The sequence below is a fragment of the Streptococcus parasanguinis CC87K genome (assembly GCF_000507765.1).
Taxonomy (GTDB): Bacteria; Bacillota; Bacilli; order Lactobacillales; family Streptococcaceae; genus Streptococcus; species Streptococcus parasanguinis_J.
Window position 1 is genome coordinate 1,289,221 of the sequence record NZ_KI669401.1, and the last position, 20,578, is coordinate 1,309,798.

The 20,578-nt window shown below is 44.8% G+C and carries 20 protein-coding genes; 7 read left to right on the forward strand and 13 right to left on the reverse strand.

The genetic code is table 11. The features are described from left to right. Positions 1–57: 57 nt before the first annotated feature. From HMPREF1195_RS06140 to HMPREF1195_RS06180, 9 genes are all read right to left on the reverse strand, one after another. Complete coding sequence (locus HMPREF1195_RS06140; RefSeq protein WP_023919160.1) at positions 58–885, reverse strand: PrsW family glutamic-type intramembrane protease; 828 nt, start codon at positions 883–885, stop codon at positions 58–60. Beyond that, the gene (locus HMPREF1195_RS06145; protein ID WP_023919162.1) at positions 878–2,539 is read right to left on the reverse strand and encodes a C69 family dipeptidase; all 1,662 of its coding nucleotides are present in this window, start codon (positions 2,537–2,539) and stop codon (positions 878–880) included. Before HMPREF1195_RS06145 ends, HMPREF1195_RS06140 begins: the two co-directional genes overlap by 8 nt. A 313-nt stretch (positions 2,540–2,852) precedes the next feature. Next, positions 2,853–3,857 (reverse strand): type 2 isopentenyl-diphosphate Delta-isomerase, encoded by a 1,005-nt coding sequence (gene fni, locus HMPREF1195_RS06150; RefSeq protein WP_023919163.1) that lies wholly within the window; start codon positions 3,855–3,857, stop codon positions 2,853–2,855. Then, the gene (locus tag HMPREF1195_RS06155; protein ID WP_023919165.1) at positions 3,854–4,861 is read right to left on the reverse strand and encodes a phosphomevalonate kinase; all 1,008 of its coding nucleotides are present in this window, start codon (positions 4,859–4,861) and stop codon (positions 3,854–3,856) included. Before HMPREF1195_RS06155 ends, fni begins: the two co-directional genes overlap by 4 nt. Then, complete coding sequence (mvaD, locus tag HMPREF1195_RS06160; RefSeq protein ID WP_023919167.1) at positions 4,851–5,801, reverse strand: diphosphomevalonate decarboxylase; 951 nt, start codon at positions 5,799–5,801, stop codon at positions 4,851–4,853. The genes HMPREF1195_RS06155 and mvaD overlap by 11 nt, the downstream gene beginning before the upstream one ends. Beyond that, complete coding sequence (gene mvk / locus HMPREF1195_RS06165) at positions 5,783–6,661, reverse strand: mevalonate kinase (RefSeq protein ID WP_009731693.1); 879 nt, start codon at positions 6,659–6,661, stop codon at positions 5,783–5,785. Before mvk ends, mvaD begins: the two co-directional genes overlap by 19 nt. Before the next feature lie 172 nt (positions 6,662–6,833). After that, positions 6,834–7,775 carry a serine hydrolase domain-containing protein gene (locus HMPREF1195_RS06170; protein WP_037599403.1) on the reverse strand — a complete coding sequence of 314 codons (942 nt, stop codon included), beginning with the start codon at positions 7,773–7,775 and terminating at the stop codon, positions 6,834–6,836. 10 nt (positions 7,776–7,785) lie between these two features. Further along, positions 7,786–8,553 carry a CppA N-terminal domain-containing protein gene (locus HMPREF1195_RS06175; RefSeq protein WP_023919171.1) on the reverse strand — a complete coding sequence of 256 codons (768 nt, stop codon included), beginning with the start codon at positions 8,551–8,553 and terminating at the stop codon, positions 7,786–7,788. A gap of 106 nt (positions 8,554–8,659) precedes the next feature. Beyond that, positions 8,660–9,937 (reverse strand): HdeD family acid-resistance protein, encoded by a 1,278-nt coding sequence (locus HMPREF1195_RS06180; protein WP_023919173.1) that lies wholly within the window; start codon positions 9,935–9,937, stop codon positions 8,660–8,662. 101 nt (positions 9,938–10,038) lie between these two features. Here HMPREF1195_RS06180 and HMPREF1195_RS06185 point away from each other — a divergent pair, with 101 nt between their 5' ends. The 3 genes from HMPREF1195_RS06185 (at position 10,039) to HMPREF1195_RS06195 (ending at position 13,573) form a co-directional block, all read left to right on the forward strand. Then, positions 10,039–12,327 (forward strand): Xaa-Pro dipeptidyl-peptidase, encoded by a 2,289-nt coding sequence (locus tag HMPREF1195_RS06185; protein ID WP_023919174.1) that lies wholly within the window; start codon positions 10,039–10,041, stop codon positions 12,325–12,327. A 104-nt stretch (positions 12,328–12,431) separates the two neighbouring features. After that, positions 12,432–12,926: a DUF536 domain-containing protein gene (locus HMPREF1195_RS06190; RefSeq protein ID WP_003008835.1), complete on the forward strand. Its 495-nt coding sequence runs from the start codon at positions 12,432–12,434 to the stop codon at positions 12,924–12,926. Between the two features lie 53 nt (positions 12,927–12,979). Next, entirely contained in the window at positions 12,980–13,573 is a 594-nt protein-coding gene (locus HMPREF1195_RS06195) for a 3'-5' exonuclease (protein WP_023919176.1), read from the forward strand. A 207-nt stretch (positions 13,574–13,780) separates the two neighbouring features. Here the strand turns inward: HMPREF1195_RS06195 and HMPREF1195_RS06200 are convergent, their stop codons facing one another. The 4 genes from HMPREF1195_RS06200 to HMPREF1195_RS06215 form a co-directional block, all read right to left on the reverse strand. Next, positions 13,781–14,110 (reverse strand): YbaB/EbfC family nucleoid-associated protein, encoded by a 330-nt coding sequence (locus tag HMPREF1195_RS06200; RefSeq protein ID WP_298615012.1) that lies wholly within the window; start codon positions 14,108–14,110, stop codon positions 13,781–13,783. A 132-nt stretch (positions 14,111–14,242) separates the two neighbouring features. Then, positions 14,243–14,767, reverse strand: coding sequence for a DUF924 family protein (locus HMPREF1195_RS06205; protein WP_023919178.1), 525 nt, complete (start codon positions 14,765–14,767; stop codon positions 14,243–14,245). 3 nt (positions 14,768–14,770) lie between these two features. Beyond that, entirely contained in the window at positions 14,771–15,619 is an 849-nt protein-coding gene (gene larE, locus HMPREF1195_RS06210) for an ATP-dependent sacrificial sulfur transferase LarE (protein WP_023919180.1), read from the reverse strand. 1 nt (position 15,620) lies between these two features. After that, positions 15,621–16,286, reverse strand: coding sequence for a Crp/Fnr family transcriptional regulator (locus HMPREF1195_RS06215; RefSeq protein WP_023919181.1), 666 nt, complete (start codon positions 16,284–16,286; stop codon positions 15,621–15,623). Between the two features lie 160 nt (positions 16,287–16,446). On the opposite strand from HMPREF1195_RS06215, the gene larA reads away from it, so the two are divergent. The 4 genes from larA to larD are packed head-to-tail and all read left to right on the forward strand — an operon-like array spanning position 16,447 to position 20,556. Next, positions 16,447–17,721: a nickel-dependent lactate racemase gene (gene larA, locus HMPREF1195_RS06220; RefSeq protein WP_023919183.1), complete on the forward strand. Its 1,275-nt coding sequence runs from the start codon at positions 16,447–16,449 to the stop codon at positions 17,719–17,721. Between the two features lie 8 nt (positions 17,722–17,729). Then, on the forward strand, positions 17,730–18,497 hold the full coding sequence (gene larB / locus HMPREF1195_RS06225) for a nickel pincer cofactor biosynthesis protein LarB (RefSeq protein WP_023919185.1): 768 nt from the start codon (positions 17,730–17,732) through the stop codon (positions 18,495–18,497). Then, positions 18,497–19,822 (forward strand): nickel pincer cofactor biosynthesis protein LarC, encoded by a 1,326-nt coding sequence (gene larC, locus HMPREF1195_RS06230; protein ID WP_023919187.1) that lies wholly within the window; start codon positions 18,497–18,499, stop codon positions 19,820–19,822. The genes larB and larC overlap by 1 nt, the downstream gene beginning before the upstream one ends. Positions 19,823–19,842: 20 nt before the next feature. Further along, a complete protein-coding gene (larD, locus tag HMPREF1195_RS06235) occupies positions 19,843–20,556 on the forward strand; it encodes a D/L-lactic acid transporter LarD (protein WP_021153955.1) in 714 nt (237 codons plus the stop codon). Positions 20,557–20,578 lie beyond the last annotated feature (22 nt).

Consider the following 20,578-nt stretch of genomic DNA (forward strand, 5'->3'; position numbering starts at 1 on the left):
CTTCACTTTGAGAACTAAGACCCACGTCTTAGTTCTTTTGTGTTTGAAAAAATTTTCTTATTGTTTTAAAAATGGCAGATCGGGCTTTTTCTTGGTATAGAGCACCACTTCGATAAAGGTCCCTACTTGGACGGCAAAGAGCAGTCCGACGAGAAGATTAATCCGATGGTCTGTTTCATAAAACGGAGAGTTCCATAAGAAGTGATTGGCTACTGTCGAGAGAACACACCAGAGCCCAAAGAGTTTTTCCTTTTGCTGGGTCACTTGAGACAACAAGAGGAAGACACCAACTGATACAACAGCTGTATAGAGGGCATGTGAAGCTAATCCACCAGATATCCGGTTAATGGCCTCAGTAACCGCGGCTAATTGGCTGGTTTTGGTTTGGCGGGCAACGTACCCTAAATCCTCAATGATTTGAAAACCAAAGCCAGAGCCCAAGCCTGCAATTAGAATCGTTTTTAGATCTTTCTTGCCAACCATCAAGACAACCCAAAAGGCAACTAGAGCTTTAAAGAATTCCTCTGAAAATGGGGCCGTCAAGGCATCAGTCCACTTGTTAAAGACAGTGGCATCCTTGATCACATGGCTATTCATAATATCAATCAAGCTATTGCCTGAAAAGCTCAACCAGCCTGCTACGAAGGCACCTCCAAACATGGCAATCCATAAGACATAAGTTGGGACAGATAACTGCTTGGCCAATCGTTTTGAAAAGAGATAGAGCGGGATAATAATTGCAGCTAAGACAGACAAGTTTAAGACCAAATCTCTGCCGGCAGACTGACTAAATTCTTGTTGAGAAAGATGACCGAGTTCAAACTCCAAGCCAATTCCTGCAAACAGTAGAAAAAGATAGATAGAGGCTCTTTGAATTTTAGTCATCTTGTTTTCCTCCCTTTTGTTTCTTTGAGCGAATCAGATAGATCACAATCGCTAGAAGGGTTGCCCCGAACAAGCCTGCTGCTAGAATGTAATCATAGTCAAAATCAACGAGATCAATCTTCTCTTCATAAGCAGCATCTTCTTCGTCATCTAGATCCTGCAGGGCACTTTTCCCGTGTTCATCTGCCACCTTTTGTTCTGCTTCTTTTCTGATTTCTTGCAAGCGTTCGAAGGTCTTCTCAGCTCTTGCTAAGCTTTCCTCTGTTGCCTTCTTACTAGCTTCTTCAGGCTGAGAAGCAAGAGCGATTTGTTCCTGATCACTCAGATCTTGTTCGACCATCCACTGAGACTCCAATCGTTCCATTTCAGTACGAATCGCCCCATCTTCGAATAAATCTGGATACTTGGCCACAAGGTCATTGATTCTTGAAATGGTCCAATACCAAGAGCGATCATTGTAATGATCCCCTAATTCTTGGTAGGCTTGATAGGTGTTGAGAATATTGCCATAGTACGGTAGGTATGGAGCATTTCGTGGACTGCCCATCGACAGCCACATGGTACCTCCACCTGCACTCGCTGGGACCTCATCTTTCAGTTGGAAAATATGGGCCTCCATGACATTTGGATTGGAAATGGGGTATTTATAAACCGCATCAAACTCTCCTTTTTTCGGAATGCCTTTTCCATCCAGCTCCATTTGATCCTGTGGTTTATATTTGGTTCCTTCCAAACGATTGCGTTGGAGATTCATGGCATCGCGAAGGGTTAATTTTCGATCGGTTGTATGAAGAAGGTCAAAGGACGCATCGTCATATTTAACAGGAGAGCTTGGGTCTAGCGATTTGATTCCCGACCAAACCCGAGAGCGGTCTGCTTCTTGCAAAGGCGGATTATAGGATTGAGAAACGTGGAATTTTCCGTCCACTTCCTTATAGCTATTGGCTTCTTTGGCGACTTTTTCAAGATCTTTTGAGGCAATCGTGCGTTCGGTATCTGACAGATCTACATGCCCTAAGAAAAAGGTATTTGGAAAGACCGCAAACCGATCCTCTGGGAAGAGAATCGCCGCATATTGATGGCCAGATAGGATTTCCATATACCAGACGCCTTCTTTATCGGCAATGGTCACAATATTTCCTTCTGCAGCGCCTTTTTCTTCGACGATTTTAGCAATGAGTTCAACCCCTTCTCTTGCGGTTTTCACACTTGGGAGAACGATACTGGTCAAACCCGATTCTGCGAGGCCATCCTTGACATAGGGATCCACCTTTTGGATCTTGTCATTTGCTGAAGCAGATACAGTGGCAGAAATGGAAACTCCATATTCATTGAATCCTGCTTCGTCAAAAATCCCTTGATCAGGGGTGACATCCGGGACCGCTGTATACTTATAGCTAATCTCTGGCAAGGGATATTGAAAACCGTTGGCAGCATCTTCAAAAATGGCTCCTTTTTTATTGTAGACACGCTCTCTGACCACAAAATTTTTATTATGGTTGGGTTCTAAATCTTCGGTACGCCCTACCAAGGTCGAACCGTCGGCAGTCAGTTTCTTCCCGATGATGAACCCTGTACAAGCCTCAACAGGTTGAGCAATCAACAAAAGCGGAAGCAAAGCTGCTACAGCTGATCGAAAATAGTGCTTCTTCATCCTAAACTCCTTTTTAAAAATGTTTTTCCTTATTTAGTATACTCTTTTACAAGCCTGTTTTGCAAGCGATTCCAGCAACCGTAAACGATTCGTAAACTATCAGAATTTTTGAGGGAAACACTTTTTCAAAAAAGAAGAGGCTGGGACAAAAGTCCTAGCCTCTCAATTATTTTTGGATTGTCGAGCAAGACGCAGTGGTTGAGTGGGCTCTACTACGCTGATTTCATCAGCTTTTACAGCCCTACTCAACTGTGCGGAGGTGGGACGACGAAATCGAATTCTAACGAATTACCGATTTCTGTCCCACTCTCTTTCATTTTCTCCGCTGATTCGCTTGCCATAATTTTCCATAGAGGAGATAGTCGACTTCACGGAGCTCTTTCAGGTTCTGACAACCGAGCGCACAAAGGAGCAATCTGAGATCTTCTTTCCAGCCTTGGACAAGTACGATTGCTTCTTCAACGCTCTTAGTCTCTACCATCTCAAGAAAAACGCGGGATAGTCCTACGCCACGCGCTCCAAGGACCAAGGCCTTGACCATATCAAGGGGATGACGGATGCCCCCACTTGCGAGGATCTCAACCTGATCTATCTGATCCTGTAACTGTAAGAGACACTGCGCAGTTGATTGTCCCCAATCATCCAGATAAGCGCGATTGCCACCACGACGATTCTCAATATAGGCAAAACTAGTGCCACCGCGTCCAGAAATATCAACGGTTGTGATTCCAGCATCTAGCGCCGCCTGGACTGTTTTAGGATCCATGCCAAAACCGACTTCCTTCAGGACTACAGGTACAGGAAAGCCCTGCCCATAGCTCTTGAGATGGTCTTTCCAAGTGTGGAAAATACGCTCCCCTTCGGGCATGAGCAACTCTTGCATCAGATTCACATGAACTTGAAGAAAGAGGGGTTGTAGCTCTTCCACTGTTCGCAAGCCCAAATCTGGCTCTTTATCGATGCCAATGTTGGTCGCTAAAAGTAGATGAGGATGGTCTTTTTTGACCGCATACGATTGATCGCTCGAATCCTTCAGCCCTGCGCTGTAAGAACCAGTCACAAAGAGAATCCCACAGGCTTCAGCTACTGCTGCCAGCTTTTGATTGATCTCTTTGGCCCGTTTACTCCCACCTGTCATGGCATTGATGTAAAAAGGAAACTCCCAATCACGCCCTGCGAAATGGGTTGTCAAATCAATCTCCGCTAGATCCACAAGGGGGAGGGATCGGTGAATCAGCTCGATCTCATCAAAGCTATTATAGGAGGAGCTTTGCTCCAAGGCATAGCGAATATGCTGGTCTTTTCGATTTTCGCTCACGAATCTCCCATCCTTTCTTGGTAAATGACTTCAATATTCTTTTCCTTCCAGCGGTCTATCAAGGTCTGAGTCTCAACTGGGTCAAAACTAAGGGCGATTCCACAGTCGCCTCCTCCAGCACCACTAGATTTGGCACAGGCAGAAAGACCCTCTGTCGCTTCTTGCAGAACTTTCAGAGCTGGGGTATAGATCAAAGGGTTCAAAGACTTTAGGTTCTTATCGGCACGTTTGATACTGGTCTCAATTTCTTTTTGGTTCCCTTCACGGAGGCCTTTTTCAAGATTCTTCACTGCGCTCTGGCTCTCCTGAAGAAATTCTTCCTTGATCGCTCCCTTGACCTGACGGATCAAATCACTTGAAATCGCTGGTTCCTTGGTCCAACCAACCAGAAAATCATAAGCGATGGCTGGCTGGATCGAGCAGATCTGGTAGTCCCAATCCAGGTCTAAAACTTGTGACAGGGGCTGAGAAGTCAAGACTTCATGCAACCAAGCCCGATCAAAGGATTGGTAATAAATCAAGTCCTCGTAGGCAATACAAGCCAAATCGCCCATGGAACCATTGTCCCCTCTTTGCACCAAGACCACTGCTGCTAGTCGAAAGAGCAGGTCCGGATGTAGGTCTAGTTCATACAGAGCGGCCACGGCCTTGATCACGAGCAAGACCACACTTCCGCTGGAACCAATCCCATACTTTTTCCTCTCTTCGCCCAACGTCCCTCTTAGGTGAAGATCAAACGGTTTAGGGGCTATCCCCTGATCTTTCAGCCACTTTTCCATGAGCTGAATGGTCTCTTGAATCAAGGCGTAGTCCTTATTTGGGGTCAAATCCACCTGGTAACCAAAGAGATCTGAGACTAGCTGATAGCTTCTAGATTCTTGGATAGTAGCTGACAGATAAATGGGAATAAACTGAATCACGGCTCCATAGCCAGGCGTTAGCACTGCGTATTCTCCAGCTAGATAGAGCTTGCCTCCAGTCTGTACCTGATACTTAGTCTTCATCTTGAGGGTCCTTTGTCTTAGATACGATGGTCCGATAGCGGGCATCAAATAAAGGTACCAGCTGATCCAAGTCTTCTTCTAAACAGAGAACCTTAACATTCGGCCCTGCATCCATAGTAAAGTAACAAGCATGGCCTGCAGCGCGAAGCTCACGGACAAAGTCCATAGCTTTATGGCTTTCTTCTGTCAAGTAGCTAAAAGCTGGAGTGGCTGTTCTAGTCGTCGCATGCATAGCAAGGGCATTGCGCTCTGTCAGATGACCGACCCGTTCAAAATCATTGGCAACTAGATAGCCCAGCATGTCCTTATAATCTTGTCGAGACTCTTCGATCCATTCTTTGAAATTAGTCGAAGTCTCCATGCAGCGTTTCATCCCTTCGCGGCTGGAAACAGGCTTTTGCTTGTCATTGAGGACCAGCATGATCATCGCGAGTTTTAGGTCTGTTTGGACCTTATAAATTTCTCCACTTTCTTTGTCCCAGGCTGCTAAAGGGCCAAAGAAAGACCGCGAAGAAGAGCCCGAAGCAAACTTGGCTTTTTGAGCTAATTCCTCCTGGGTCAAGCCCAAATCATAGTACCGATTACAAGCCTTGACGAGAGCAGAGAGCCCGCTCGAGCTAGAGGACAAGCCTGCGGCGGTTGGCATGTTGTTGCTGGTATCCACCCGAACAAATCCTGCTTCATCTGCTGGCTTCAAGCCATCAATCACAGCTCCAATTTTGGCTTGCTCAGCTGGATTTTGGAATTCCCCATCGATGTAAAATTCATGCGCAGTCGCATCTGCTGGCAAGGGAGAGAGACTGGTCTCTGTATACATATTCTCTAAGGTCAACGAAATCGAACTGGTCGAAGGGACCATCTGTTTGGCATCTTCTTTTCCCCAGTATTTGATAATCGCGATATTGGCATAGGACTTAGCCTTTACAGGTTTTCGATCCATGTATGGTGCGCTCCTTCTTTTTCTAATGCATGGGCAATGGTTTCTGCTTCACGAGAATCCTTGACGAGGGCAATCACACAGCCTCCAAGACCGCCCCCACTCATTTTAGCCCCTAAGGCCCCATTTTCAAGGGCAACGGCGACCAGGTGATCTGCTTCTTTACAGCTGACACCAACGGCTCTCAAGTGGTCATGACAAGCTGTAAGAGCCTGCCCAAGGCCAATGAGATCTTTTTCTTTCAGAGCCGCTTCTACCTGCTGGGTCAACTGACCAATCTCATGGAAATGGGACAAAACTTCCTGCCCTTTAGCTTCAACCTTTTGAATCGCCTCACGGGTATTGCCGTGAATCCCCGTATCCGCAATCACCAAACTCGCTTTTATACCCAGCTCCAGCGGGTAAAAGCCGACATTCCGGATGAATTTAATGGCTTGATCGCTCAGACAAGTCTTGGCATCCAGACCGCTTGGATTCATATGGGCAATGGTTTCTGCTCGATTGACCAGGATTTCTAAGGTCTCATCGTCCAGCTCCTCTTGATAATAGTCAAAAACTGCACGAATAGCTGCGATACTGACCGCCGCAGAGGACCCCATCCCCCGTTTTTCCGGTACCATAGACTGAATCCGACAGCGAATCCGGGCCTCACGAATCCCGAGGTGCTCAAGAGACGCAAAAACCGCCATGGACAATGTGTCATCTTCAAACAAAATCCATGGACTGTCTGCCGGGATGATCTGGCAGATCACTTCGATATGATGGAGTGGCAGGGCAATAGCCGGATAACCATAAACCACCGCATGCTCTCCAATTAAGATAATTTTACTATGCGCCTTTCCGACGCCTATCTCTTTATGCATATTCATCTCGCTCTACTAAGGTCATTACTATTTTAATATAAATCAGCCAAAAAAGCGATGCTTTTGAAGGAAATCCAACCTAAGACGGAGTCCAAAAATGAATCACCCAGAAGAGCTCCTTCTTATGGACAGACAAGAAAAGGCCGGGATCCGTCATCCCAGCCATCCATTTCTATTTTTCACATTCTTGTTTGATCAAGTCCATCAAAGAGTTGCGGTCTAAGATCCATTGGGCCCGTTCGTCCTTCTCATAGGTCCGGTTAGACAAAAAGATCACAGCTTCCTGCCTCTTTCGATTGTACATGATGAAGGTTCCAGTATAGCCCGTATGATCCAACCAGTCACCCTCTAGATTCCATCCGAGAGCGCGGGTCTTGCCCTCTTCACGCGCAAAATTCTGAGACAAGTCACGCGCAAAATCATCCTTCAGATAATGCTCTAAGAAGCGCTCTAGATCAGCAACAGTTGAAAAAAGTCCAGCACTTCCCGCATGACAGCCCAATACTCTCGCTTTGGGATCATGAACACTTCCAGAAGCAAGGCCACGGACCGTTGGCACCGCCTTTTCGACCGGTCCAAACCGTGTCTCTGTCATCTTCCAAGGTGTAAAGATCAGCTCTTCAAATAAACGATCCAAGGGCTGGTGAAACCTGTCTTCTAACCAAAAGCCCAGCAGAAGAAAATTGACGTCGGTGTAATGAAAACTCTTGTCTTCTTTCAACTGCAAATTTTCAAGAGCTGTTTTCAACTGTCTCGCATCCAATTGATCCCGGTTGGGGATAAAAGGATCCAGCCCAGAAGTATGGGTCAAGAGTTCCCGGATGGTCGTCTTCTCATGAGCAAAACGCGGGTAAAACTCTTTAAAGGGACGATCGAGCGGAAGCTCCCCTTTCGCATACAAAAAAGCACAGATGGTAGCGACTCCGACGACCTTGCTGACACTGGCCAAATCATAGACCAGATCAGCCTCTACTGGCTCACCTTTTTCAGGGTCCGCAAGTCCTAGATAGTGCTCACTCCACTGACCATTGCGGTAAAGCGCAAGAGAGGCACCTGGATAGATGCCTTCTTGGATTTGTTCGGTAATTTTTTCGATGATTGCCTTCACGCTCATCACTCCATTCTTATTCTTCATAAGAAATATGGACCTGATCTTGATTGGCTTCAAACCAGAGTTCGATCTGGCTTAGATCCTTGGCAATCAAGAAAGTTCCCTTACGGTGCACAAAATCGACAGCTTCTCCCAAGCGTTCTTTCAAGTCTTCCACATCAAAAGATGCCAATTCGACCTTGATCATGCTCAAATCCCAAGTCACCTTGTTCTCCACTTGGAGATCTTCTCCCTGGGCTTCCTGCAAATGGATAAAGCGGGCAAGATCTGGCAAGCGTCTGTAAAGCTCCTGAGATTGGGCCAGATCGGCCACATTGACTTCAAGAAAGTCCACATCAAAGCTGGTCAAACCCTTGAAATCTTCTGGAAGCTCAACAAGAGGCGCTTTCTCCAAAGGCTCTAGACTTTCAAGATTTTCTTCAGCATGCACGAAAACGGTATCTCCTTGAGGAGACACAACTTCAAAGGCGCGACCAATAGCTCCTTGGTAAAGGGCGCTTGTTTCTGGCTGGCGGGCTAATAAATAATCAATTTCTTGAGCTTGCGCCACTTTCACCACAATTCGACCCAATTTCTTTGGACCTTCGACCTTACGCGAACGCATACTCGGTGACTCTTCTAAGACAATTTTCTCTACTTTTGAGGCATCTCCTAAAGATAGGAGAGCTCCTTCTTCCACTAATACTTTCATTCCCAATGTCTCTTCATAAAAGCGTTGATTGACATTTCGGTTATTCACTTTCAAGACTGGGATCACTCTTACGATCTGATTTGCTGTCATACTTTCCTCCAAGCACTTTTTATTGTAAAAGATTTTCTGGCTTTTTACAAGAAATCTTGTGCAAAAAAGACAGATTTTTCAAAAATAAAAATCTGTCTTTCTTTTTTTAGTATACTGTTCGTGTATGGACCCGCCCGTTTGGAGCTTCAAATTCGTATTCTAAGTAATCCTGATAGGTCCCTGGTGCAATCACTCCACGCACATCTAATACAGCCGTTCCTGCCTGTCCCACAATGGAATCTGCTAACAGGCAGCAATTAGTAGACAGAACAAAGTAAGATTTAAAACGCGAAGAAGTAAATTTATATAGCTCAGCCCCTAAATCATATTTCAATTTGTAAGCGTAGGTCGGCTGACCGTCTTCCAGTAACCTCCTAGGTGGATCCCAAGGTTCTAACAACTGATCAATTTCAGCTAGACGCTTCTCTACTGCCTGATTCTCTTCTTCGGTAAGGGATAGGCTGTAGCCAAACAGCGTCTTTTGACTCTCTTTTTTACATAGTTCGATGTATGGTTCCTTATCCACTTTAAACAGTACGCCATCCCCAATCGTCCCAAATAGACGCTCTGAAAAGGGATCGTAACTTCCGTAAGAAATGACCTTCCCCTGATAACAAATATCTACATGCCCAATCGCTCCAAATAAGTTGCTGTCAGAAGTATGAACCAAAATTTCTAATTCCCTTGCCTCTTCTTCTTTTTTCACCAATCGATAAGGGCCTGTGTGTCCCGCCGAGCTCCCTTTTTGAAGAAACTGGTTAAACCGTTTTAACTCCTTAGCAGGGATAAAGGCTGCAAAGATAACCGGTAGGCTAATACGAAAGCGACGTTTTAACTCTTGGCCTTGTTGGTCTTTGTCAAATAAAATACCATCTCGAATATTAGAAATCCCCAACAAGACCAGATAAGCCCCCAAGAGGATAAATTGGAAGTGCCCATCTGAACCAGGTTCCAAGACAGTTGCTAGACCAAGCCCACCGTTTAAAAGCGCATCCCATAAATAGAGCCAGCCTCCTTTTACCCGATTGGCCTTATAAAGCCAAAATGTGATCCCATAGACAATGGCACTCCCCAACTGATATGCCCCTAAACAAATCACAACTAAGTTTACGGGCAGACTACTCAGTCGATTCAACCAGATCAACGCAAGTGAAAGAAAAATAAACCAAATAGAGTGGCTATAGGAAATAGACTTGCTACGTAACAAAAAGCGAAGAAGAAAGCTTCCTAGTCCATCAACTAAAAAGTAAATGGCTAATAGATCCAAGGAAAATTTGGTGAAACCAACGCCGTTTCGAAAAATGAGAATCCCAAAAATGACGGCAAGAACCCCAAACAATAAGGTCCGTCTTCTTGCAACTTGTTCAAAAGATATTTTTTTCAATATTCCTTCTCCTTATAGACGAAAGGTCTTTAGACAAATACTATTTTATCAAGTATAATATAAGAAGTAAAGAAAAAAGAAACTGATAAAAGGAGCAGTCTATGAAATACAATCAATATAGCTATCTATCTGTTGACCAAAAAGACATTCTTAAGGAACTAAAAGAAATTGGGTTTGACCTTCCCACCCACCTCCCAGAAAAAGAACTGTTTGAATGGTTTGTCCGCAAGGTTTACTTCACCTATAAAGATACAGATTATCCCCTCTCTAACCTAGTGGTGGATTCTAAAACAGACTTTTTAACGTATATCCAATCTGACTGCGAATGGTCTCCGAACATTTTTTACACAGTAGCCCTCCAATTACTCGGTTTCCGCTATTTTATTGATTTTGAAGATACGGATAGCTTCTTGAAAGAAGTCCAATTTCCGATTGAGTATGGAAACTTGGTAGAAAACCTCTATCACCTTCTCAATACTCGAACAGTAAAAGGAAATTTACTCATCGATCAGTTGGTCAGCGATGGCTTGATTCCTGAAGATAACCAGTATCACTATTTTAACGGCAAGAGCCTCGCAACCTTTACGAGCCATGATGCCATCCGCGAGGTCGTCTATGTGGAAAGTCGGGTCGATACCGACAAAGATGGTCTGCCAGACTTGGTCAAGGTCAGCATTATCCGTCCTCGCTATGAAGGCAAGATTCCAGCTGTTATGACCGCAAGTCCTTATCACCAAGGGACCAACGATAAGGCCAGCGACAAGGCCCTCTACAATATGAATGTCGACCTCGAGGTCAAAGAACCTCATACCATTCAAGTAGAAGTACCTCAATTAGAATTGGTGGATCCTGTCGGTTCAGCTGAGCTAGTCGATGAAGCTGAAGAAACTCTCACCCATATCAATTCCAGCTATACCCTCAACGACTACCTCCTTCCACGCGGCTACGCTAATCTCTACGTATCTGGAGTGGGGACAAAAGATTCGCAAGGCTTGATGACCAATGGAAATTACCAACAAATCGAAGCCTACAAGAACGTTATCGACTGGCTCAATGGCCGTTGCCGGGCCTTTACAGATCACACACGCAAACGCCAAGTCAAAGCTGATTGGTCTAATGGAAAGGTCGCAACCACCGGGATCTCTTACCTTGGAACCATGTCTAACGGCCTTGCGACCACAGGTGTGGACGGTCTTGAAGTCATCATTGCAGAGGCTGGGATCTCTTCTTGGTACAACTACTACCGCGAAAACGGCCTCGTGACAAGTCCTGGTGGCTATCCAGGTGAAGATTTCGATTCCCTTGCCGAATTGACCTACTCGCGCAACCTTCTAGGTGGAGACTATTTGCACCATAATGCAGCCCACCAAGCCGATCTAGACATCGTGAAAAAAGAGCTGGACCGCGCTTCTGGAGACTACAATCAATTCTGGCACGACCGCAATTATCTCTTACATGCTGATCAGGTGAAGGCTGAGGTGGTCTTCACTCATGGTTCGCAAGACTGGAACGTGAAACCTCTTCACGTCTTTAATATGTTCCAGGCTCTTCCAACAAGCATCAAGAAACACCTCTTCTATCACAATGGTGCCCATGTCTATCTCAACAACTGGCAATCCATTGACTTCCGCGAAAGCATGAACGCCCTCCTCTCTAAAAAATTGCTGGGCTACGATTCAAGCTATGAATTGCCTACTGTCATCTGGCAGGACAATACAGGAGAACAAAGTTGGACTTCCTTGGATGATTTTGGCAACCAAACAAATCAGCGGACCTTCTCCCTGGGAGACGACGAAAAAGTCATCCAAAACCGCTACGAGACAAAAGATTACGAGCGCTATGGCAAGGCTTATCCGACCTTCTTAACGGACCTCTACCAGGATAAGGCGCAACAGGTGACGATCGACCTTCCAATCGAAGAAGACCTACACCTCAATGGGAAAGCTCGCCTTCACCTGCGACTTTACTCCAGCACCAATAAAGGCCTGCTTTCAGCCCAACTCTTAGAGCTTGGAAGCAAGAAATACCTCCAACCCTATCCTGCTGTCTTGTCGGTCCGTACGCTGGATAACGGTCGCTACCATATGCTAGACAATTTGACTGAGTTGCCTTTCAAAGAAGCTGGCCAACGAGTCATTTCTAAAGGTTATCTCAACCTCCAAAATCGTCATGACCTCTTAGAGGTTGAGGCTGTGACGCCAGGCGAGTGGATGGAATTTGACTTTGATCTTCAACCAACCATCTACAAGCTCGAAAAAGGAGCGACCCTTCGCCTGGTCCTTTACACAACGGACTTTGAAATCACTGTGCGCGATCAAACCGATTACCAACTCACCATTGACTTAGCACAATCAAGCCTCCATCTTCCTGAAATGACAGAGGCCCACTAATCGTGGTATCAAGGCGTAGCCTTTCTTTCCTTCATTTGACAGCTTAGCCTACTTATGTTACTATCTAATAGAGTATTTCATAGAAAAAGATATTAGAGGAAGTTATGGCGATTGAAAAAACTGTCAGCGAAATTGCTGAAATTTTAGGAGTCAGCCGCCAGGCGGTCAATAACCGTGTCAAGGCGCTGGCTCCAGAAGATACCCAAAAAAACGAAAAAGGGGTTACCGTTGTAACCCGTAGTGGCTTGATCAAGCTCGAAGAAATCTACAAAAAAACTATTTTTGAAGATGAGCCAGTCAGCGATGATGTGAAGCAACGCGAATTGATGGAAATTTTGGTGGATGAAAAAAATGCTGAAATCGTCCGTCTCTACGAGCAACTCAAAGCCAAAGACGAGCAACTCGCTAAGAAAGATGAACAGTTGCGCGTGAAAGACGTTCAAATTGCTGAAAAAGACAAGCAATTGGACCAACAACAACAATTGACTTTACAAGCAATGAACGATCGCGATACCTTGAAACTTGAACTCGAACAAGCCAACGAAAAAGTTCAAGAGCAAGAAAGCAAAGGTTTCTGGGCACGCGTTTTCCGTCGATAATCCGGGGCTGGATCCTACCAGTCCCTTTTCTTTTCTACCACAGGAGATTTCCCATGAAAGCATTAGAAGATTATATCGCCTTCGATCTCGAATTTAACCAATACGAAGGGGCCTATCAGATTATCCAGGTGTCTGCCGTGCGTTTTACGGACGGTAAAGAAGTCGATCACTACGACTCCTACGTCTACACCGATAAGCCCCTAAAAAGCTTTATTAACGGCCTGACTGGCATTACCCAGGACAAGATCCAAAATGCCCCACAACTCGAACAGGTCCTCAGCGAATTCAAGGCCTTCGTTGGAGATCGACCCTTGATCGGATACAATGCCCTGAAGAGCGACCTTCCCATCCTGCTTGAAAATGGCTTAGATTTAGAAGACCAGTACGCCGTTGATGTCTTTGACCAAGCTTTCGAGCGTCGTCCATCTGACCTCCACGGCATTAAAAATCTCCAACTCCACACCGTTGCAGAATTTTTGGGAGTCGCAGGAAAATCACACGATAGCTTAGAGGACGCCCGCATGACAGCTCTTGTCTACGAACAATTCCTCGAATTTGATCAAGGCCGCACCCTCCTTGACGAGCAAGAGAACTTCTCCACCAACCCCTTCGGAGGCTTGGACTTATCCGGATTTTTTGATGAATAAAAAGAGAGAGTGGGACAGAAATCGGTAATTCGTTAGAATTCGATTTCGTCGTCCCACCTCCGCACAGTTGAGTAGGGCTGTAAAAGCTGAAGAAATCAGCGTAGTAGAGCCCACTCAACCACTGCGTCTTGCTCAACAATCCAAAAACAATTAAGAGGCTAGGACTTTTGTCCCAGCCTCTTTTGAGTTAATGAAAACTTCCTTTGCTTAAAATGGTAATTTCCCTGCGAAAGCACCGAGTTTTTTCTTGGTTGCAGCATCAATTTCTTCAATGGCAGCATTGATGGCTTGAACCGTCATATCAGAAAGAGTTTCTGTATCTTCAGGATCGACCACTGCAACATTGAAATCAATGGAGACGACCTTCTTATCACCTGTAAGAGTCGCGACAACCAAATCTTGAGCAGATTTTCCGACAAATTGAGTTGCAGCTAGCTCCGCTTGGCTTTGCTCCATTTGCTTTTGCAATTTTTGAGCTTGCTTCATCATATTTTGCATATTCATCATAGCAATAACATTCCTTCCAAATTGTGAAATTTACAGTTCATTATACCATTTTTTAGACGCTTGGAAAAGCCTAGGTGAGGGAACTCTGACATCATGCCTGCTGTTTCAGGCAATTTCATGAAGAGAGAAAAGAGTTTTGAAATCTGTGGGCCTCATCTTCCCTTAAAAGCCAGAATGTTCTTTCAAATACTCCTCTTCTTCCTTGGTCGAAGGCCGTCCTAAGATGGCATTCCGATGTGGATAACGCCCAAATTGTTGAAGAATGTCCATGTGCATCTTCTCATACTTCAAACGCTTTTCTAAGCCCGGTTGATCAAATAGGCGCAGAGCTTCTTCATGAATGGTTAACGATTCCGAATGCATAAAAGGCATGTAGAAAAATCCTCTTTGTACAACTGGTAGATCCAAGGCTTGCTCTAAGCCTTCTTGGGCCAAGACCAAGGCCAGGGAATCTGTCGCAAAAGCTTGGGCAGTCCCTCGAAAAATATTGCGAGGAATTTGGTCCAAGAGCAAAATCTCTGCTAAACGCCCTTCTGCCGTAGCCCGCCAGTGAAACAATTCCCCACGACTGGCCTTCCAATAAAGTTCCTCAAAGCGCTCCCGCATTTCTTGATCCAGTGCTTCTGATTTTTTGAACCAATCCTCTGGCTTCAACTCTTCGAACCAGAACCTTATCACTTCCTTCATTGCTTAACCTGCCATAATTTTTTCTTTTGTTTTTTCATCCAATGCATCATTCATCCGGCCGTACTTATATCCAGCCAAATCCAAGGCTACATAGGTAAATCCGATTTTTTTCATGTAGTCATTGATCTTGTCATGCAGTTGGATGGCTTTAAGCAGATGGTCTTCTTCCACTTCGATGCGCGCCAAGTCTCCATGCACACGCACACGGACTTGCTCAAAGCCAAGTCCTACAAGGAACTCTTCCCCTTCAAAAACCCGTTGTACATTTTCTGAAGTGATTTTCACTCCGTATGGGAAGCGTGAGGCAACGCTACAAGATGGCACCTTATTCCAATTGGAGACCCCTCTTTCCTTGGCCAATTGACGAATTTCTGTCTTATAGAGGCCGGCTTCTTGCAAGACACTGCGGACACCCGCTTCGTCCCGAGCCTTGATACCAGGTCGAAAATCGTCGATATCATCCATAATATTGCCGTCTACCAATTGCTTAAAGCCCAGTTCTGTAACTGAATCCTTAATAGTTTGGTACATCAATTGTTTGGTGTAATACCAAATATTGGGCGTATTGGCAGCAATCCGTGGATCACTCAATTCTCTCATTTCCAGTCCAAGCACAGGTGCTCCTAGCTGATCGGCCAAGTCGAGCGCTAGATCGAATTCTTCATTTGAAAACATCTCAGAGTTCACGACGGCCGCAATAACATTGTCAGGTCCCAAGGTATCCAAGGCCACCTTCAAGAGATAAGAGCTGTCAATCCCACCTGAATAGGTAACGGCTACCTTTCCGATTTTTCGTAAAATATCTTGTAATTTTTCTTCTTTTTCTTTTCTGATTTGTGCTTCTGTTGCCATGTTAGAATGTTTCCCTTCCAATAAATTCTTCGATTCGTTCGATGTCCAAAATAACGATCTTTTGCTGTCGAATGTCTAAAACTCCCTCCCGCTTTAATTCGTTCAGTATGCGGTTGACACTGTTTCGGGTTGAGATCCCACAAAAACCAGCAATATCTTCATTGGTAATATTAAAATCAATCAAGATACCATCGTCCTGCTCTACCCCAAACAAACTGCACAGCTTTTGTAGGTGAAAACAAACTGCGCCTTTTTTCCCATTCATCATCATGTACTGCTGGGATTCCATACTCTCAGACAGTTTATTGCGATAATAATCCCGTACGTAATCTTGCAGTTCCTTTTTCTCTTTGACAAAGGTCCAGAACTTGACCCGAGGAATCCGGTAAAAACTAGCCTCAGCTGTCTCGACGCGCACGTTAAAAGGCGAGTCCGTATAATTGGATACCTCATCCCGTAACAAGGATACAATATCGGTCGCTTTTAAATAGGAAAAGTTAAATTCTCGACCATCACGCATGATGACACTGGTCTTGACAACCCCTTCTTTTAAAATATAGATATAGTCCTCTTTAATCCCGCGATAAGAGAGGTAGCTGTGGTATTTTTTCTTGATAATGGGCGTTCGCCTCTCTTCCAAAAATTTCACTAAAAATTCTGAATTCACGACGGTTTTTCCTCCCCATCTGCTCTTTCTTGAAATCACACTAATGATACACCTGTTCTTAAACAATATAGTTAACATTTGTTGACATCAATTGGTGCACACCTCTTTTTAAAAAGAATTATACTATAAGTATCAGTATTAATAAAGGAGATCGCAAATAATGGTAGAAATTAAATTACCGTACGACAAAAAATCGATTGTTGCAAAGATTCCAGATGAAAACTTTGCAGGATTGTTAGAGTCTAAGGCGGAAAACTTCCATAACCCACTGTCTGAAGAAGAAACTGTTGAACGTTCAATGTACAACCCTATCGGCAGCCCTACTTTGGAAGAACTTGCTAAAGGCAAAAAAGACATCGTGTTGATCAGTTCTGACCACACTCGTCCCGTTCCTTCTCACATCATCACTCCAATCATTTTGCGTCGTATTCGCTCAGTTAACCCTGATGCACGCGTGCGTATCTTGGTTGCTACTGGTTTCCACCGTCCTTCAACTCGTGAAGAATTGATCAACAAATACGGCCAAGAAATCGTTGACAATGAAGAAATCGTTATGCACATTTCAACAAACGACGATGACATGGTTAAAATCGGTCAACTTCCTTCAGGTGGGGATTGTATCATCAACAAGATTGCTGCTGAAGCTGACTTGTTGATAGCAGAAGGATTCATCGAATCTCACTTCTTTGCTGGATTCTCAGGTGGACGTAAATCAGTCCTTCCAGGTATTGCTTCATACAAGACTATCATGGCGAACCACTCAGGTGACTTCATCAATTCTGATAAGGCACGTACTGGTAACCTTGACCACAACCCAATCCACGAAGATATGCTTTACGCTGCTCGTACTGCAAACTTGGCCTTCATCGTCAACGTTGTATTGGACGGCGAAAAACACATCATCGGATCTTTCGCTGGGGACATGGTTGAAGCCCACAAAGTTGGTTGTGAATTCGTTGCAGACTTGGCACATGTGTCTAAGATCGAAAGCGACATCACAATTTCAACAAACGGTGGTTTCCCACTTGACCAAAACATCTACCAAGCTGTTAAAGGGATGACTGCAGCCGAAGCTTCTAACAAAGAAGGCGGAACAATCATCATGGTGGCTGGATGTGCAGATGGTCACGGTGGAGAAGGTTTCTATCGCAACCTTGCTGACGTAGAAGATCCAAAAGAATTCTTGGAACAAGCCATCAATACACCTCGTTTAGAGACTGTCCCAGACCAATGGACTTCTCAAATCTTGGCACGTATTTTGGTACACCACCATGTTATCTTTGTATCTGACCTTGTAGATCCTGAATTGATCACAGGTATGCATATGGAACTTGCAACTTCATTTGACGAAGCGCTTGAAAAAGCCTTTGCTCGTGAAGGAAAAGATGCTAAAGTAGCAGTTATCCGCGACGGACTTTCTGTCGTTGTTGAATAGAATCTACCATGGATTTTCAACCCAATCTAGAACAAACACTCCGTTCTTTGCAAGCAGGTCATCTCTCCGTTGAGGATGCGCTGGAGCAAATCAACGGGGTTAAAGAACTAGGGTATGCAGCAATTGATACTGACCGGCAACGTCGCAACGGCTTCCCTGAAGTCGTATACGGCGAAGGAAAGACAGTTGAGCAAATTGAAGGAATCCTGCAATTTCTTTCACAAAAAGAATTGCCGATCCTCACAACAAGAGTCTCTCTCCAAAAGGGAGAGGCTCTTTCTCAGCGCTTTCCGACTGGCCACTATTATCCAGAAGCCCGCTGCTTCGTTCTCAACTCTAAAAAGGAAGAAGCCGATCCTGAACACTACATTGCGGTCGTCACAGCAGGGACAAGTGATGTTCCTGTTGCAGAAGAAGCTGCAGTCACTGCAGAAACCTTTGGCCATTCGGTTCGCCGAATCTATGATGTGGGAGTCGCCGGCATCCATCGCCTCTTCAATCGCTTAGAAGAGATCCAAAAAGCCAGTGTGATCATCGTGATTGCTGGTATGGAAGGAGCTCTTGTCAGTGTCGTAGGAGGCCTTGTGGATGTCCCCGTTATTGCCGTTCCGACTAGTATTGGATACGGAAGCAACCTTCAAGGGCTAACGACCCTGATGAGTATGTTGACCTCTTGCGCTTCTGGCGTAACGGTCGTCAACATTGATAACGGATTTGGTGCAGCTTATTCAGCATGTATGATCAATCGACTCAACCACAATCGAAAGGAAAACTGATGACCAGTCTATTTTTAGAACCTTTTTCTGGAATAAGTGGCGATATGCTCAATGGTCTTCTTGTGGACCTTGGGGCAGATGTCGAGCTTCTTCACACAGAACTCGAGAAACTGGGAGTGGATGGTTTCCACCTCCACGTTCATCGCGTCGCAAAAAGCGCAATTTGGGGAACTGATTTCGATGTTCACCTTCACCACGGGGAGAAAGATACGGGGATTGAAGGTGATTTTGATCACGATCATGAACATCATCACGATCATGAACATCATCACGATCATGAACATCATCATGATCACGAACATCATCATGATCACGAACATCATCATGACCATTCCCATGCGGATGCTCGCAGTTATGCGGATATCCACGGTTTAATTGCCGCTTCACAGTTGAGTCCTTTTGTAAAACAAAAAAGTCTGGAAGTTTTTCTTGATATCGCAAAGGCCGAAGCAGCTGTGCATAACATGCCTGTCGAACAGATTCATTTCCATGAAATTGGAGCAATTGACTCCATCGTCGACATCGTTAGCTTTTTCATCCTAGTGGAATCGCTCGGTATCGATACAGTTTACTCCACTCCTCTCACTGAGGGAAGTGGGACCATTTCAGTTGCCCATGGAGAAATGCCTGTTCCGGTTCCCGCTGTGATGCAATTGAGAAAAGGAACGACTATTCCGATTACTCAAGACTTCACAGTCAAAACGGAGTTGATTACTCCAACAGGGTTAGCCCTCCTTAAAGCATTGTCCCCAATCTTTGAACCAATCCCCTCTCACCTTTCTATCGAAAGTGTGGGCTATGGATTTGGTAAAAGAGAGACTGGAAAATTCAATGCTTTACGCGGTTCGCTATTGAAAGAAGACACCTCTCACAGCACCACTGTTGTTCATCGCACGGAAGATCAAATCGTTGAGATCACTACTACGATCGATGATCAAACTCCAGAGCAACTCGGTTATATTATCCACCGTTTCCTGGATGCTGGAGCTTTAGATGTCTACTATCGTAGCGTCGTAATGAAAAAGAATCGCCCTGGCTTTGAGTTGATTCTCTTGATTCAAGGAAGTCAGTTGGAAGATTTTTCAACCCTCTTGTTCAAAGAAACCAGTACCATTGGTTTTCGATACCAACAAGTTGACCGCAAGGTCATGCAACGTCGGTTTGAACAAATCGATACGGAATTTGGAACCGTTACGGTTAAAATCAATCAGTACGGATCCATCACTAAGAAGACGCTTGAATACGAAGACTGTCAGCGTATTGCTACGGAGATGCAGTTGTCGATTCAAGAGGTTTATCACCAATTACAAAAATACATTTATTAATTTAGGAGACATTTATTAACATGACACATCAATTACTTGCAGAAGTTATGAGTACAGCTTTGATGATTATCTTCGGGGTTGGCGTACACTGTGACGACGTTTTGAAGAAAACAAAATATGCTGGAACTGGACACTTATTCGCGATCACAACATGGGCATTCGGTATCACTGTCTGCTTGTTCGTCTTTGGCGGCGTTTCAATGAACCCTGCTATGGCTTTGCTTAAAGTCCTTCTTGGTAAATTGACAATCGCTCAATTCTTCCCAATCGCAATCGCTGAATTCATCGGTGCCTTCCTTGGAGCAGTCATTGCTTACTTTATGTATGCAGATCACTTCAAGATTTCTGAAGGTCAAATTGATGGTGTTGCTATCCGTAACATCTTCTCTACAAACCCTAACTGCCGTAACCTTCCACGTAACTACTTCGTCGAAGCGTTCGCAACATTTATCTTCTTGACATCTATCATGGCTGCTGAACACGCCAACGAAGCAATGCTTCCATTCACTGTTGGTTTGATCGTTTGGGCTATCGGTATGGGTCTTGGTGGTACTACAGGTTTCGCCATGAACCAAGCGCGTGACCTTGGACCTCGTTTCGCTTACCAAATCTTGCCAATCAAAGATAAAGTAAACAACGACTGGCAATATGGTCTTCTTGTACCAGGTACTGCTCCATTTGTTGGTGCTGTCCTTGCCTTCTTCTTCATCCGTTACTTCCTTGGAATCATGTAATAAGTTGATCGAAGAATCATTC